This window comes from Acinetobacter sp. AOR43_HL (assembly GCF_027854635.1).
Classification (GTDB): Bacteria; Pseudomonadota; Gammaproteobacteria; order Pseudomonadales; family Moraxellaceae; genus Acinetobacter; species Acinetobacter pittii.
Genome location: NZ_JAKTHX010000029.1, coordinates 85178 through 100384, shown reverse-complemented (window position 1 = coordinate 100384; position 15207 = coordinate 85178). Strand labels below are relative to the sequence as shown.

The 15207-nt window shown below is 39.3% G+C and carries 17 protein-coding genes; 3 read left to right on the top strand and 14 right to left on the bottom strand.

The features are described 5' to 3' along the window. Nucleotides 1-57: 57 nt before the first annotated feature. Genes tgnC through MKL33_RS12310 form a run of 5 tightly spaced genes read right to left on the bottom strand, consistent with a single transcriptional unit; the run spans nt 58 to nt 4904 of the window. The gene (tgnC, locus tag MKL33_RS12330) at nt 58-1527 is read right to left on the bottom strand and encodes a (Z)-2-((N-methylformamido)methylene)-5-hydroxybutyrolactone dehydrogenase (protein ID WP_262439698.1); all 1470 of its coding nucleotides are present in this window, start codon (nt 1525-1527) and stop codon (nt 58-60) included. A gap of 11 nt (nt 1528-1538) precedes the next feature. Continuing rightward, nucleotides 1539-2576, bottom strand: coding sequence for a flavin-dependent trigonelline monooxygenase oxygenase component (tgnB, locus tag MKL33_RS12325; protein WP_001212559.1), 1038 nt, complete (start codon nt 2574-2576; stop codon nt 1539-1541). Nucleotides 2577-2578: 2 nt separating this feature from the next. After that, nucleotides 2579-3511, bottom strand: a complete 933-nt coding sequence (gene tgnA / locus MKL33_RS12320) for a flavin-dependent trigonelline monooxygenase reductase component (protein WP_014206412.1) — start codon at nt 3509-3511, stop codon at nt 2579-2581. A 30-nt stretch (nt 3512-3541) separates the two neighbouring features. Next, complete coding sequence (locus MKL33_RS12315; protein WP_017385537.1) at nt 3542-4333, bottom strand: alpha/beta fold hydrolase; 792 nt, start codon at nt 4331-4333, stop codon at nt 3542-3544. Then, on the bottom strand, nt 4302-4904 hold the full coding sequence (locus MKL33_RS12310) for an amino acid synthesis family protein (protein ID WP_000420415.1): 603 nt from the start codon (nt 4902-4904) through the stop codon (nt 4302-4304). Before MKL33_RS12310 ends, MKL33_RS12315 begins: the two co-directional genes overlap by 32 nt. Before the next feature lie 152 nt (nt 4905-5056). Between MKL33_RS12310 and MKL33_RS12305 the strand changes: the two genes are divergently transcribed. Beyond that, complete coding sequence (locus tag MKL33_RS12305; protein WP_005076670.1) at nt 5057-5719, top strand: GntR family transcriptional regulator; 663 nt, start codon at nt 5057-5059, stop codon at nt 5717-5719. 62 nt (nt 5720-5781) lie between these two features. Beyond that, a complete protein-coding gene (locus MKL33_RS12300; protein WP_001277471.1) occupies nt 5782-6066 on the top strand; it encodes a DUF1330 domain-containing protein in 285 nt (94 codons plus the stop codon). 67 nt (nt 6067-6133) lie between these two features. Here the strand turns inward: MKL33_RS12300 and MKL33_RS12295 are convergent, their stop codons facing one another. From MKL33_RS12295 to MKL33_RS12270, 6 genes are all read right to left on the bottom strand, one after another. Then, nucleotides 6134-6778, bottom strand: coding sequence for a glutathione S-transferase family protein (locus tag MKL33_RS12295; protein WP_270907038.1), 645 nt, complete (start codon nt 6776-6778; stop codon nt 6134-6136). Between the two features lie 107 nt (nt 6779-6885). After that, nucleotides 6886-7440 (bottom strand): TetR/AcrR family transcriptional regulator, encoded by a 555-nt coding sequence (locus tag MKL33_RS12290; RefSeq protein ID WP_270907037.1) that lies wholly within the window; start codon nt 7438-7440, stop codon nt 6886-6888. Nucleotides 7441-8212: 772 nt separating this feature from the next. Then, nucleotides 8213-8992: an outer membrane protein OmpK gene (locus MKL33_RS12285; protein WP_270907036.1), complete on the bottom strand. Its 780-nt coding sequence runs from the start codon at nt 8990-8992 to the stop codon at nt 8213-8215. Between the two features lie 70 nt (nt 8993-9062). Beyond that, entirely contained in the window at nt 9063-10421 is a 1359-nt protein-coding gene (locus MKL33_RS12280; RefSeq protein WP_270907035.1) for a metal-dependent hydrolase family protein, read from the bottom strand. A 31-nt stretch (nt 10422-10452) separates the two neighbouring features. Further along, on the bottom strand, nt 10453-11241 hold the full coding sequence (locus tag MKL33_RS12275; protein WP_270907034.1) for an alpha/beta fold hydrolase: 789 nt from the start codon (nt 11239-11241) through the stop codon (nt 10453-10455). Further along, nucleotides 11238-12116, bottom strand: a complete 879-nt coding sequence (locus MKL33_RS12270; protein WP_270907033.1) for a fumarylacetoacetate hydrolase family protein — start codon at nt 12114-12116, stop codon at nt 11238-11240. The genes MKL33_RS12275 and MKL33_RS12270 overlap by 4 nt, the downstream gene beginning before the upstream one ends. A gap of 158 nt (nt 12117-12274) precedes the next feature. On the opposite strand from MKL33_RS12270, the gene MKL33_RS12265 reads away from it, so the two are divergent. Further along, nucleotides 12275-12991 (top strand): FadR/GntR family transcriptional regulator, encoded by a 717-nt coding sequence (locus tag MKL33_RS12265; RefSeq protein WP_270907032.1) that lies wholly within the window; start codon nt 12275-12277, stop codon nt 12989-12991. Nucleotides 12992-13156: 165 nt separating this feature from the next. On the opposite strand, the gene MKL33_RS12260 is transcribed toward MKL33_RS12265, so the two are convergent. From MKL33_RS12260 to paaX, 3 genes are all read right to left on the bottom strand, one after another. After that, a complete protein-coding gene (locus MKL33_RS12260; RefSeq protein WP_270907031.1) occupies nt 13157-13540 on the bottom strand; it encodes a PaaI family thioesterase in 384 nt (127 codons plus the stop codon). Between the two features lie 77 nt (nt 13541-13617). Continuing rightward, nucleotides 13618-14223: a DapH/DapD/GlmU-related protein gene (locus tag MKL33_RS12255; protein WP_270907030.1), complete on the bottom strand. Its 606-nt coding sequence runs from the start codon at nt 14221-14223 to the stop codon at nt 13618-13620. Beyond that, nucleotides 14210-15175 carry a phenylacetic acid degradation operon negative regulatory protein PaaX gene (gene paaX, locus MKL33_RS12250; protein ID WP_000062822.1) on the bottom strand — a complete coding sequence of 322 codons (966 nt, stop codon included), beginning with the start codon at nt 15173-15175 and terminating at the stop codon, nt 14210-14212. The genes MKL33_RS12255 and paaX overlap by 14 nt, the downstream gene beginning before the upstream one ends. Nucleotides 15176-15207: the final 32 nt, after the last annotated feature.

Sequence of the window (15207 nt, the reverse complement as noted above, 5' to 3'; positions counted from 1 at the left end):
CATTTTTTCATCCTTGAAATTAAAATCCCGTTATATTTTCATACCTCAAGTCATGATTTATCTCATGACAAATGGGTCATCAATTGGCTCATCTGAGGTACGTAACCAAACTGTTTTGGTGGCGGTATAATCTAGAACCGCATTTGCGCCACCTTCCCGACCATGCCCCGAAAGCCCATGTCCACCGAAAGGTGCAAGTGGAGAAACAGCACGGTAAGTATTGAGCCAAACAATTCCCGACCCAATGACTTTCGTCATGCGGTGAGCACGGCTTAAATTGGTGGTAAAAACGCCTGCTGCCAACCCGTAAGGCGTACTATTGGCTTTTTGCACAGCTTCCGCTTCATCTTTGAAACTATCTACCGATAACACCGGACCAAATAGTTCAGTGGTAATGCAATCTGCTTGAGGTGCATCGGTACAATCTAAAATGGTCGGTGGATAGTAATACCCTGCTCGCTCAAGGCTTTTACCACCAGTAAGAAGTTTTGCACCTTGCTGGATTGAACTTGCAACGACTTGCTCAATTTTTTGGCGCTGCCGTAGGGTACAAAGTGGTCCAAACTCGGTTGTGATCTCATGAGGTAAACCAATTTTTATAGTTTGTACACGCTCAACCAAACGCTGAACAAATTCATCTTTAATGCTTTCTTCAACCAGTAAGCGTGAACCCGCAACACAACTTTGCCCAGTGGCCGCAAAAATAGCAGCGACCTGAGCATTTACCGCACTTTGAATATCTGCATCAGCAAATACAATAAATGGTGATTTGCCACCTAATTCGAGTGAAACTTTTGCAAGATTTTCAGCCGAGTTACGCACAATGTGCCGTGCCGTTTCTGGACCACCTGTAAACGCAACATGGGCAACATCAGGATGACTACTCAGCACGGCGCCACATTCAGGCCCGAAACCAGTAATTACATTGACCACTCCAGCCGGAAAACCCGCTTCGTGGACCAATTTAGCAAAAGCCAATAATGGTCCAGGGCCGTCTTCAGATGCTTTTAGCACAACGGTACAACCTGCCGCTAAAGCTGGCCCTACCTTTACTGCCGATAGAAATAACTGACTGTTCCAAGGAACAATTGCAGCAATCACGCCTACTGGTTCACGAACAATCCATGCTTGCATGTCTGCCTTATCAATCGGTAGAAAACTGCCCTCTAATTTGTCGGCAATACCTGCATAGTAGCGATAATATTCAGCGACATAGGCAATCTGACTCGATGTTTCACGAATAATCTTGCCCGTATCACTGGTTTCAATTTGAGCCAGTTGCGGTGCAGCTTTTTCAATTAAATCAGCCAGTTTATAGAGCAATTTACCACGCTGTGAGGCAGTTAAACCTGCCCAAGCTGGTGCTTTTAAGGCCTGAGATGCCGCTTGAACTGCTCGGTTGACTTCATCGGTTCGAGCTTCCGGCATCTGTGCCCAGACTTCACCTGTTGCAGGATTAATACTTTCAAATGTTGCTGCACCAGATTCAAACTGACCATTAATATAAAGCTGAAAATCTGCTGTCATGATATTCGCCTCTATGCAAATGCCGGCATAACTTCATTGATCATACGTTCTAATGAGGCTTTTTTGCGTTCAAAGCTCATGCCCGTATCAATCCAGAAAGAATATTCGTTATAGCCCATTGCTTCATAAGCTTTTAAGCGGTCAATGACTTCTTGGGCTTGTCCAATCACATTATTTTTACGCATCGCTTCTGGTGTATAAAAAGGATGTGCAGCAATTTCTTCAACACTTAAAGGTGCAATTAAACCTTGATTAATTTCACGCTCATTTTTAAACCAAGCGCCGAAGTAGTTATAGAAGGTATTAATTTCATCTGCTGCCAGTTGAGCATCTTCTTCACTATCTGCTACATAAGTATGGCGGAGCAACATAATTTCAGGGCGTTGAATTTCATTAAACTTTTCGCAAGCTGCATTAAAATGTCCCATAAGCTTTTCAACTTCTTCATCACCTAAATGCAAAGGCGTTACCTGTACATTACAGCCATTTTGCACAGCAAATTCATGGCTATTTGGATCACGAGCAGCAACCCAAATTGGTGGGTGCGGTTGTTGAAGCGGTTGAGGTGCCGAGGTGGTTTTTGGAAACTGCCAAAATTCACCGTTATGCTCATAATCGCCTTTCCAAAGATTTTTAATTGCAGGAATCATTTCACGTAAACGCTGACCAGCACTCCATGCATCCATGCCCGGAACCATACGTTCATATTCAAATGAATAAGCACCACGAGCAATACCAATATCTAAACGGCCGTTGGTAATAATGTCGGTCATTGCAGCTTCACCTGCAAGTTTAATCGGGTGCCAGAATGGTGCTACCACCGTGCCTGTACCTAAACGAACATTTTTGGTTTTATTGGCTAAATCGACCAGATTTAAAAATGGGTTGGGTGCAATGGTAAAGTTCATGGCATGGTGTTCGCCTGTCCAAACTGCATGCATACCACCACGGTCTGCAATCTGACAAAGCTCAATCATTTCATCATAAAGCTGCTTCTGGGTTTGCTGATCAGAAACACGTTCCATATGCACAAATAATGAAAAACGCATGATTAAACTTCCTCTTTAACGATTTGACGAACTGTACCTGTTGTCTGATTTCCGTAATAAACACCATAAGTTTTCAAATGGTTTTCTTTGCGATAGCGCATCAACATACTTTCTAAAGCGCTGTCTACAAACTCTAGCTTTTCAAGATCATTTAAATCGACAAACTGACCTTTAGTGGCTTGAGCTACGGGTGTGTTGCATAAAAATGAAATATATTGCTGCTGGTTTTCAACGTTTTCATATACAGAGTAAATGAAGTTGGCAGAAGCATCTGGCTGATATTGTGCAAAGATTTTCTCAAGCGCTTTATCTGCACCGTCTTTATCTACCATGACATGTGGAATAGTCCATTTATGATCGGCAGTTTCTTCAAGCAAAATGGTATTTTCATGTCCAATAATGGCACTCATTACCACTTTAGGACCAGAGATAACCTCGGCAGAAAGTTTGGCTGGTGTGAAGTATCCACCACGATAATAACCAAGACCTGCAAAACCGGTTGAAGCAAAATCTTCAACTTTACCAATTAAAATGGCATGGTCGCCTGCATCGACAACTTGGTAGGTTGTACAGTCAAACCATGCACTGACATGATCGATCAGCGGATTTTGGCAAGTGCTTTTTGACCATGAAATATTTGCAAAACGGTCTTCGCTTGGACGAGCAAAAGTATTTGAAACATCCTTTTGCTCTTCTGCCAAAATATTGATTGCAAAATGTGTGGCATTTGCAAAGTTATGATAATTGCTTGATGTCTTGGCAATACTCACTAGAAGTAAAGCTGGGTCCAAAGACACCGAAGCAAAAGAGTTCGCTGTAAAGCCAAGTGGCGTTCCATCTTCTTTACAGGTTGTGACCACGGTAACGCCTGTCATAAATGACCCGAAAGCATCACGTAGTTCACGCATTTTATTGATAGTATCCATTTCACTCATTGTTATATTCCTTCAGCAATGTGTGGCAAATTAAACGCTGGTTTCCAACCACGCTTGCATTGCATTATTCACTTTGTCAGGTGCAGTTAAGTTCACCATGTGACGTTCATTTTCAATGACTATTGCAGTGCCATGCTTTGCCTGATTCGCCATTTGCAAAGCCATTTCTGCAGTTGAGTTCGGATCATCTGTTCCGGTCAACACCAAAGCAGGACAAGTGATCTTTGACCAGTCATCTGCATAGGTTTCATCGCCTTGCGCAAAAGCAGAATATGCAGTGGTATAGCCAGACAAGTCGACATTTTCGAGCCAAGTTTTTACTTTGGCTGCTGCTATACGCTCGACTTCACTTTCGCCAAACCAGCGCTGTAGTGGAGTCTCGACATCAATACGGCCTGTTTTTAACTCTTCAGCTCTTTGGATGACTGCATTACGTGCCTGTGTTGTACGTTTATATACTCCATTGAGCACCGCCATTCGTTTAACCAAATCAGGTCGGGTAACGCTAACCCCTGTCGTAATCAGTGATCCCATTGAATGTCCCGCTAAATTTACAGGTCCTAGATTTAAGGCTGTAATAAATTCGATGGTCCATTCAACAAAATCTTGTAATTTTGCGTCTGCCGGTAATTTGGTACTTTGACCATGTCCCGGCATATCCACTGAAATTACATGATAATGTTTAGAAAAATATTCAATTTGTGGATACCATGCCGCAGCTTGCATTCCCACTCCATGGATCAGAACCAGAGGCTCTCCTTCGCCTTGCTCAAAATAGTGAGCTATACGGTTATTTGACAGCTGCAGGGTTTTTGACATCATGACCTAACTCTTCCAAATCTTTATAACGATCACCAATACGATGATGTGGTCGACCACCTGTTGCTGCACCAATCACAACAACCAGCTCATCAGCAGCAGGTGCATCTGGAATTGCAAATTGCAATGTTAAGTAATGAGAACGACGGCCTTCGTCATTTTTATCCATCATTGGAATTAAAATCGGCGCGTTTGCTGGGCCACGGGTATTGTTAAATGCCAAATAAGATTTCGCACCGACAGCACTACGGTAAGTATTACCAAAATGTAAGGTGTGAATTAAAGCTGATGCATGCTCAAGTTCACCATTTAAGCCCACCACTGCACTTTTGCCAAAAGCTTCAACGGCTTCACCTGAACCCACTTCATCAAGAATAAGTTTGGTTAAATGCTCGCTTAAGATTGGCGCAATACGGCGAATTTCCGGTGTTAGGTTTTCTACATAACCTTGCCCTGCCCACGGGTTTTTAATGACCGCTGCAGCTGCCACCATTTTTAAAGGCTTTGCTGCTTCTTTACCGCCATCTACATAAGTGGTTTCTACATGAAGCACTGTTTTACGTATAAGTTCCATTGCTCTTCCTTGCAAGTAAATTATCTTGTCATTCGTATTATGGTATACCATAATACATACTGAAAAAAAAGCAAGAGTTTGCTATGCTAATTTTCATTGAAAAACATGTGATGAAACTCAACATGTTAAAAAACAGGAAAATTTAATTATTTATGAATCTTAAAATTGAAAACCCGCCCGTAACTTTACGAGAGCTGTGTTTAGATAAAGTGCGTAATGCCATTATTACAGGCTATTTCCCTTCGGGAAAAAGACTGGTTGAAAGAACGTTATGTGAAGAACTCGGCGTGAGCCGTTCTGTGGTTCGCGAAGTGATTCGTTATTTGGAAGCAGAAGGTTTAGTCGAGATTTTGCCAAATAAAGGCCCTATTGTTTCGCTACTTAACTGGGACATCGCTTCACAGATTTATGAAATTCGTCTCTTGTTAGAGCAAAGCGCTGTGGCTGACTGCACTAAAAACCTGGATGAGAAAACTGCTGAAAAATTAAAGCTTCTATTAGAAGATCTTAAAGCTGCTTTTGCTGCCGATGACATCAATCTGATTATTGAGACCTCAACCCAGCTTTATCAAACCATCTTTACTACAGCAAACCATCATATTGCTTGGGAAGTGGTGCAACGCTTAAATGGCCGAATTAGCCGTCTTCGTGCCATGACCATGAAATCAACAAAGCGTGAAATTTCAGGTTATCAACGTATTAAAAATATGTGTGAAGCTATCTACCTTCACAAAGACCCTGAAAAGGCAAAACAAGCGGTTGCTGAACATATTGCCGAAGCTGCTGCTGTCGCAAAAAATATTTTAGATGCCTGAAATCACAAGTTTTAGGAAAAGGTAAATAAACCTTTATTGAATGAATTATAGGGAAATACGATATGTCTGCTTACTGGATTGCTCATGTCACCATTCATGATATGGAACAATATAAACAATATATGGCCACTGCTCCGCAAGCTTTTCAAAAGTACGGCGCCAAGTTTCTTGCGCGTGGTGGTGCCTCAGAAGTTTTAGAGGGACAAGAGTTTGAACGTCACGTGGTCATTGAATTTCCAGACATGGAAACTGCACGTGAATGTTATTTTTCACCTGAATATCAGCTTGCCAAAAGTAAACGCCAAGGCTGCTGTGATGTCATGGTGAGTTTTGTTGAAGGGATCTAAATTGCTGAATTGATTTCTCAACTTGGGAAATCAATTCTATTTTTAATTGCTTAAGGGTATTTCGTTTTTAGGCATTGGTTTGGTGATGAAGATTTTGTTCTATAGACATGGCTTTTTGCCAGCTTGCTAGGTTTTCGAGACTTTTTACATATTGCTCAATATTGAGATATTTTGATCGAATATTTAAAGAATTAATTAGACCATAGACTACGAAACCAATCATAAAATCTGCACCCGTTAAGCAATCGCCTACTAAGAATTTTTTGCCTACTAATTGTTGATCTAAATACGAAAATACTTTATCCAACTCAGTTTGCGCATATTGATCCAAGAACTTTAATTGAGTGCCATTTTTTAACTCAATCGAATTAAAAATATTTAATAAATATGGAACCATAGCCGAACTTTCTGAAAAATGAACCCATTGTAAATAATCAAGATAACTATCTGAATCTTTTACGGGCATAAGTTGAGGAGCAAACTTTTCAATCAAAATTTCTACAATTGCACCTGATTCTACAATTACTTTTCCATTAAGCTCAATCACTGGTGATTTTCCTAAAGGATGAATATTTTTTAATTCTTGAGGTGCAAGATTTGTAGCTTTATCTCGAAAATAACTTTTTAATTCATAAGGTTGATTAATTTCTTCAAGTAACCACAGAATGCGAAATGAGCGTGAAGCATTTAAATGATGAAGAATAATAGACATTAATTTTCTCTTTTAAACTAGAAGGTCAACAAAGTAAGACCTCACTATATAGATTAGTAGACGACCGGTCTAATATTTTTTGTTATCAGCCCAGCATTTTACATCACCTACCTAAACTGCATAAAAAAACAATCCAACATATTTTCCCGATCAATTGCCCCATCTGAGCTTAAAAGCTGAATAATTGTGCCCTCCACCATATATAAAAATAGTTTGGCGTCTTGAAAAGTCGCATCGGTTTTTAGTTTTATCAGCTGGCTATAGATTTCATTCAGCAGCCATGTGCGATATCTCACTGCGGTGATATAGGCTTTTGGATAGGTCAGTTTCGTTTCGAACATGGCTTTAAATAATAGGTAGTACATCCCCTCTACATCGGTATGTAAGAAATAAAGCTGTTTGAGTTTATCGGCCGCGCTTGTGTCTTGGGCATACTCAACAATTGAGACCACTTTTTCTTTTAATCGTTCTTTCTGGACGATCAAGCAGATTTCAATAAACCGTTCTTTTGAATGAAAGAAGTTATAAAAAGTCGCTTTGGTAATTTTGCATTCTTTCACGATTCGATCTACCCCAACGGTATGAAAGCCACGATGGTGAAATAAATCAATCGACTTGTTGATGACTTGTATGGCACGCGAAGAAAGCACTAACTTTGGCATAGTTTTACCGTTATAAATTCTTGTTGTTTCTAAATGAGATAAAAAAAGCCTGTGCCCTTTTTGGGAGAAAAAAGGCATAGCAAAGCCGTAAAGACTGTGCATAGCACATCTCGAGTTTGTTATTGCTAAGTTTTAAATAAAAAAGACTTTAAACCTGAAAGCCTTATGGCAATCAAGCTGCTTTAATTTTTAAGCTGTGTCGTTATAGCTTTTGGCATTGAGAGCCAAGAAATAATGGATGTGCAAAGCCAACTCCTTTTTATTGGGAGTTCTGCCGACATTAAAATTATGGTGGCAGAACGAGAAAGGGTTCGCGGACTGGTGAAAGATATAACCAGCACACCCGAAGGTGTCCCTCTCCCGTCCTACCGCAACGGGAGGAGACGAGGAGTTCACGCATAAGACTATCCCTCAGAAGGAATAACTCTGATGCGATCTTTCATCACGGTCCGCGACGACCGTCTGGCAATGTGGCCAGCAGGCAAAGAATAGTGCCCAACCCTTTTGCAGTCAAGCACGCAAAATGCCATTTGTTTTAAATTAAATCATTAGAAAAGTAAGGCTAAATAATGGGTGGGTTATTGTTAAGTGAGGGTTGTAGAGGGGAATATTTATTAAACTTTCATTCACATAAACAAATAAAGCCATCTCATACCAAAGATGAGATTCTCTATTAGTTTCTGAAAAGGCTCGTTGAAAGATAGCTATAAGTAAGCAGGTATATATATCCCTGCTTACACGTCTTACTATAATTTAAAATTGTTTAGAAAAATTAAGGTGTGTATTTAATCATTAAAAAAGGAGTAAATCGGCTATAGTCTCCACTAGTTTTTAAAGGATCATTAGCATAATTCACATATTCGAGTCGAACTCCAATTTGAGTTTTAGATTTTTTTCCTATTTCCCATAATAAATCTCCCCTCTCAAATATTTCTGTTCCATTGTGGCTACTACCATTTACTAAAGATAATAAATTAATATGAAAATTTTGTTCTTTTATTTTTATTGGATTAGACATTAACACAGTACGCCATAACCACGTATCGGGATCAAAATTGGTGTCACGATAAAGCAAACCCGATTCAAACCAAGAAAAATAAGGCACATTAAAATTTAGAGAGATTCCATAATTCTGTGAATGGAAATTATTACTAGATGGATAACTACTAACTTCCCATCTTCCTATAAGACTTACATCACTGATAGGCCCCCAACTCATTGGATTATTAGTTAATTTACTAATACTTAATCTTGGGTTTAATACAAATAGTGATTGAAAATCATTTCCGCTCACTACAGGCGAACCTACATCATTTCCATGGAATAGTTCCGCATCAAAATAAATATCGCCCCAATCATGAGTACTGAAATGTTCATATTGAAACATCTGCAAATCTTCATCACTAGTACCGTAACCATAGATAGCATCAGATTTTGCTTTATTAGTTGCTAATAATGAAAATGAATTAATCGTAAAATTTTGGGCAGATACGCTTGTTGTAAAAAAAACAATAAGCGAAGCTATTGCCCCCATTAAATAGAATCGGGACATGATAATTCTCCGAAAAAAGATGGAAAGTGGTTTTACCCCGCGATTTACAAAGGTAAAACCATCAAATGATTTAGGTAGTATGAGAACTCATTGGATCATTGGGAGATACTTTGCGTACTCCTGCTTCTACTAGTGGATTTCCACCATAAACAGAACGAATCACTCCCCGTGGTGGAAGGACAGTTCGCATATTTTTATAGATCTCACCATCTTTCATCACCATTAAAATCTTTTCAGGATTCTGTAATAAGGCAAGATTTTCGATTGGATTTCCATCAACCAATATAATATCTGCAAGAAATCCTTCTTTAATCTGACCTAAATCATTTGGTCTCATCATTAATTCAGCTCCATATTTAGTAGCTGAAATTAAAGCTTCTTTAGGAGTCATACCTACATATTTGACAAGATATTCGAGATCTTTAGCATTTGTCCCATGAGGCATCCAAGCAAAACCATAATCACCTCCTGGTAAGACACGTATACCTCTTTTATGCATTTTGGAAAGTGCTTCGGAAGCAACTTCTAACTCACGCTTGTATCCCATTTTGGTTGCAATTTCTTCAGTAATACCATAATCACTGGCGTTATAAAGTGTATTTATCAACCAACCTAAACCAGGAACGACAAAATGCTTATCTTTATTAGCTTCTAGCATATCTAAAGCTTCTTCATCAGCGAAACTAGCATGGAAAATTAATTCAAATCCATGTTTTATACATGCTTTTACTGACTCATTTGAACGAGCATGTGCAGCAACTCTTTTGCCTGCTATTTTGGCTTCTGATGCCAGCATAGCAATTTCTTCTTCAGAAAAAGGGTTAGCTTCTGCTGGAATTCCTGCGATATATTCTCCTGAAAGATTAATTTTTAGGTGATCTACACCATATTTAACAAATGTACGCACAATACGACGCATATCTTCTGGGCCATTACAAATAGCACCAAAATTCATTGCAGTATCTGGAAGATGAGGCAAAGTATTATCACCCAGCCCTCCAGGTGTCGTAATTTCTTGGCTCCCTGCTAGATATCGCGGTCCTGGGAAAGCTCCTGCCTCAATAACATTACGAGTTACTACATCTAAACGAGGTTTAGCAGTTGCTGCTCCTAATGCACTTGTCCAGCCCATTTCTAAATATCTTTTAGCTACACGAATACACCAAAGGATATGCTCTTCAGGGGGCATGAATTGAATTGCGGATAAACTAGGTTGATCATTCCAAGAAAAATGTGTATGTCCTTCAGTCATACCAGGCATGAGGAAAGCCCCATGACCATCAATAATTTTTGCATCTCCTGTTTCTAAATATTCACCATTTTTTGCAATAGCTTTTATTTTATTGCCTTCCACAAGAACTTCACCTAAATAAGGATCTGCTCCACTTCCATCAAAAATTGAAATATTTGTAATAGCTATAGTATCCATACTATTTATTCCTTCAATTGAATCAATTATTTCATAAACCCAATTTTTTATAAAAATCTGTTATTAATCGGATGCACTCAAAAGGCTTTTCATAAACCGTCCAGTGACCACATCCTTGTAAAACAAATTGCTGAACATTCTTTAACCGATGAGCTAAAGCTTGGGTTCCTTCAGGAGTCCCTACTCCATCTTCATCACCAGTAACAAGTAAAACAGGTAAATCTAATCTCTCAATTTCAGCTTTTTCAGCTTCAGCAAGTGCTTCACAGTTAAGAGCATATCCATCCGGAGATTGGCGCATAATTGATTCACGAATTAATGCTAGTGTAACTAGTCTTTCAGTCTTTGTTTCTGAACTAGTTGCAGCTTTACATATTGCATCAGCAATTTCTTGCATAGCTGCATTGCCTGTTCTTGCCTGTTTTGCACGATTACGTGTTGCTTCCCGAGCCCCATCTGCTGGAGCAGATAAAGGTCCAAACAAAGACATAGAAAGAACACGATGAGGATAGTTTACAGCCAAATGTTGCGCAATAATTGTCCCCATAGAGTGTGCGACAAGATGTACTTTCGTGATATTAAGAATATCTAAAATTTTGATTAACGATTCAACATGACCTTGTATAGTTAGGCTTCCAGATACTGAAGAATTACGACCAGCGCCTGCTAAATCTGGTCGAATTACTCGATAATTACCAAAAGCTCCTAAAATTGGGGACCAAAAATTTGAAGTCCCGCCTAACCCATGGATACACAAAAATACCTCTTCACCAAGGCCAGTGTCTTCAACCCAAAGACCATTAATTACTGAAGAAGTCACGCACCCACCTCATTCTCAAGTTGGCCAATACCACTAATTTCAATTTTTACAACGTCCCCTCTTTTAAGGAAGCGTGGTGGATTAAAACCAATACCCACACCTTCTGGAGTGCCAGTAGCAATAATGTCCCCAGGTAATAAAGTAATACCAGAAGAAATCGCTTCAATTAGAGTTGGAATATCAAAAATAAGATCTTTAGTATTGGTATTTTGACGTAACTCATCATTTACCCAACATTTCAAGTCAAGATTATGTCCGTCAATTTCATCAGCCGTAACAACTACAGGACCCATAGGACCAAAGGTATCGAAGGACTTACCTAAATGCCATTGTTTGTGACGCTTTTGCCAATCACGTGCAGTCATATCATTGATAATGGTATAGCCCCAAACATGGTTCATAGCATCAGCTTTATTAATACCACGTCCACCCTGGCCAATCACAACTGCTAATTCAGCTTCATAATCTAAAGCATCACTTACACCAGCTGCATCCCAGATACGATCCTTGTGTGCAATTACAGTTTCAGGAGTTTTTGAAAAAACAATTGGATCAGTTGGAATTGCATCTGCTGCAGTTTGCCCTGCATCAAAACCACTCTTAGTAAATTCTTGGGCATGATTAATATAATTTTTCCCAACACAAAAGATATTTCGTATTGGTTTAGGAATTGGTGCTAATAACTTTATTGATTCTAAAGTTTGAGCCGGTCCGAAATCTATTAGGGTTTCTAAAGATATATCCTCTTTAATTAGAGTTAATAAATCATTTACAACTCGTCCATCTGGGTAAGCAAGTGGCTGAACTGTTCCATCAGTATTTAACTTGGCTACAGTATTATCGCCTGCAACATTACGAAATGTTAATAGCTTCATATCTTGATCCAATTGTAAACCATATCAGTTATTACATGAACCATTATTGTTAATTGGTCTTTTATTGTCAATCATATTTGAACCATTTTTTAAAAAAATGGACTATTTTTTTAAATTGGATTAGAATTGGATCACAATTGTAAGAGGTGAAAGATGTTATGGAAATTGCGGTACAAGGCTTACGAAAAAAAGCAAGACATAGTAGTACAGCGCTAATACAGCATATTCGTAAACGTATAACCGATGGAACTTGGCCAGCAGGATATAGACTGCCACCTGAACGTGATCTAGTTGAACAATTTGGTATTGCTCGAAATACAATCCGAAAAGTAATGGATCAATTAGAACAAGAAGGAATAATCACCCGCCACGTGGGTCGTGGCACTTTTGTCTCAGATACCCCTTCAAGTACTAATATTGAGAAAGCTGATTCATTAATACAACGCATTCATGGCGCTAGTCCCGTTGAAGTAATGGAATTACGTATAATGCTAGAACCACAATTTGTGGAATTAGCAGCAACTCGAGCATCTAGCCGAGATTTACAACAAATTATTCATTGTTTAGAAGAAAGTGAGAAAGCTAATACAATTTTAGATTTTGAACATTGGGATGGTATGTTGCATCAAGCAATTCTGGGTGCAGCTCACAATAATCTATTAACTGATCTTTATGAAGTTATTAATGGTGTTCGTAGACAGCCAGAGTGGGAATCTTTAAAACAACGAAGCTTAACTCCGGAAAGATTAGCGCATTATCGAGATCAACATCGAAAACTTGTAGATGCTCTTAGACAAAGAGACTCAAAAGCAGCAAGTGAGGCTATTTATCAGCACTTGATAGAAGTTAGAAATAGTATGATTGGTGAAATCTAGTACTTTTAAAGTTAAACAATAACCCCATTAATTCAATATAAATCAATTTTTTATATGGATTTTTATTTACTTAAAGTAAATTGTTAAATTTGCAGTATTCGCGTGGATTGGCAAACAATATTAGTTCAGAGTAAAAGGCCCATCCACCCCCTAACTAGCCGCCTATCACGGCGCAAGCCTATAACAGGTCGATGTAAACAAAGCGACTCTATTATTCAAACCGTCCGTTATTAACACTTCATAATGCGCAAATTTTTTACTACTACCAACCTTGGTTGCCGTTGCAATTAACACTTTATCTTTCGCACCGCTCATATAGCGAATATCCGCCTGTATGCCAGTATATGGCGCATCCCCTGCATTACAAGCCATCGCAAAAGCGATATCGGCTAAAGAAAATATGACTCCACCATGCACGCCGCCCAAGGCATTCATGTGCTCGTCTTTCACATTAAGCTTGCAACGCGCTTCGTCAAAACTGCGATGCACTACTTGTACACCCAATAGCTCTGCGAATTGATCAACCGCAGTAGTTTCCATTTTTTGCACAAACGTCTCCCTACTCGTGCGAGTATTCCTTAAGTGTTATGAACCTATGTGTATTGAAATCGACTGATTAAAAGCCCTTAAACACTATCTTGTTTAATCTGATAGTTTGAAGAATTAAAGTCTTTATAGGTCAGGCGGTCATCCAACTCTGAGGTTAAAGGCTGAACTTCTTGCATTGAATTTAAGCAGCGCTGCGCAAGCTCAATGTACTCTTGCGTGCCTCTGGTTTTCCACTTTTTTTCTTGTTCTGATAAATCGCGTGCAACCTTGGCAGGACTGCCCATTGCCAATACATTTGCCGGAATAACATCTTTGGTTTTGACCAAACTATTTGCACCAATAATGGTGTTTTCACCAATTTCGGCGTAGTCCAAAATTACGCTGTTCATGCCGACCAAAACATTTTTCCCAATGCGGCAGCCATGCAAAGTTGTGCCATGCCCAATGTGCCCCATTTCCTCAACTAAAGTCACACTTTGTGGAAAGCCGTGTACGGTGCAGTTATCTTGAACATTGGCATTTTGCTTAATATGAATACGGCCAAAATCGGCACGTAATGAGGCAAATGGCCCCACATATACGCCCGCTTCAATAATCACATCACCAATTAAAACAGCAGTTGGGTGTACAAAAGCCTCTGGGCTAACCACCGGAATAACACCGTCAATACTATAACAAGGCATGATTTAACCTCTCATTTGTCGCCACCAAACCTCCAAAACGGCGCCAATAATGTGCTGTGGCATTTGGCATTGGTCCTTCTGCTGTTGCTGCAACAGACAAGAAGTATTCATCCGCAGGTTCAAATACTTTTTTATAAATGTTCATTGATAAAGTTCGTGCACTAATTGCAGGCCAGTCAGTTGGCAACAATTCAAGCGGTAATGCTGGGTCTTTCAATAAAATTCGTCGATAATAATGAATCAGCAAAGTTCGAATTTGAAAGGCCTGAACAGGTTCAAGTTGTTCGTTTTCTTGCATCAGCAACACGCCAATTTCTCTAAAAATATCGAGAAACTGTAAATATCTTTGGCGTAATTCATCGATTGGCCAGTTGGTTCTGAGCATACGACCAATGGTATCGACCGAATTATTAAAGAGCTGCAAGGTTTCGGCTTTAAACACCACCACTTGCTCACTCATATTTAAGTCAACCAACAAGCGTTGCAGTTCAATACGGTTACAACCCGGATAAGCCATTAAGTTTGTCGAAATATTGGCAAATCCTAACCATTCGAGTTCTTTCTTTAACAACGCTTTATTTTCAGTGTCGAGGCTAGACATCAGAATAAGATCCCAATAATGGTCCCATTCTTTCATCTGGTCGTTGTAAATACGTTGCTCGGCTTGTAAATAGGTCGAACGGCTCGAATCGGTAATTCGATAAAAACTGGTTCTGCCGATTTTGTCTGAACATAACCAATCATTTTTAACTAAACGAAAAACTGAGGTTCTTACAGCGCGGTCATTAAAACCAAATAGCTCTAATAACTGAATCAGGCTTGCAAGACTAATGTTTCCACCCCGATGAAGTACTGAATCTCCAAAAATTGTCGAAATAAGCGAAGTTCCACTTAAGGTTTCATTCTTTACAACAGAATCAATTATTTGCTGTATTTTTGCACTCATACTCATGTCTTGGCGTTTAGTTTCAGGGTATAGATTCT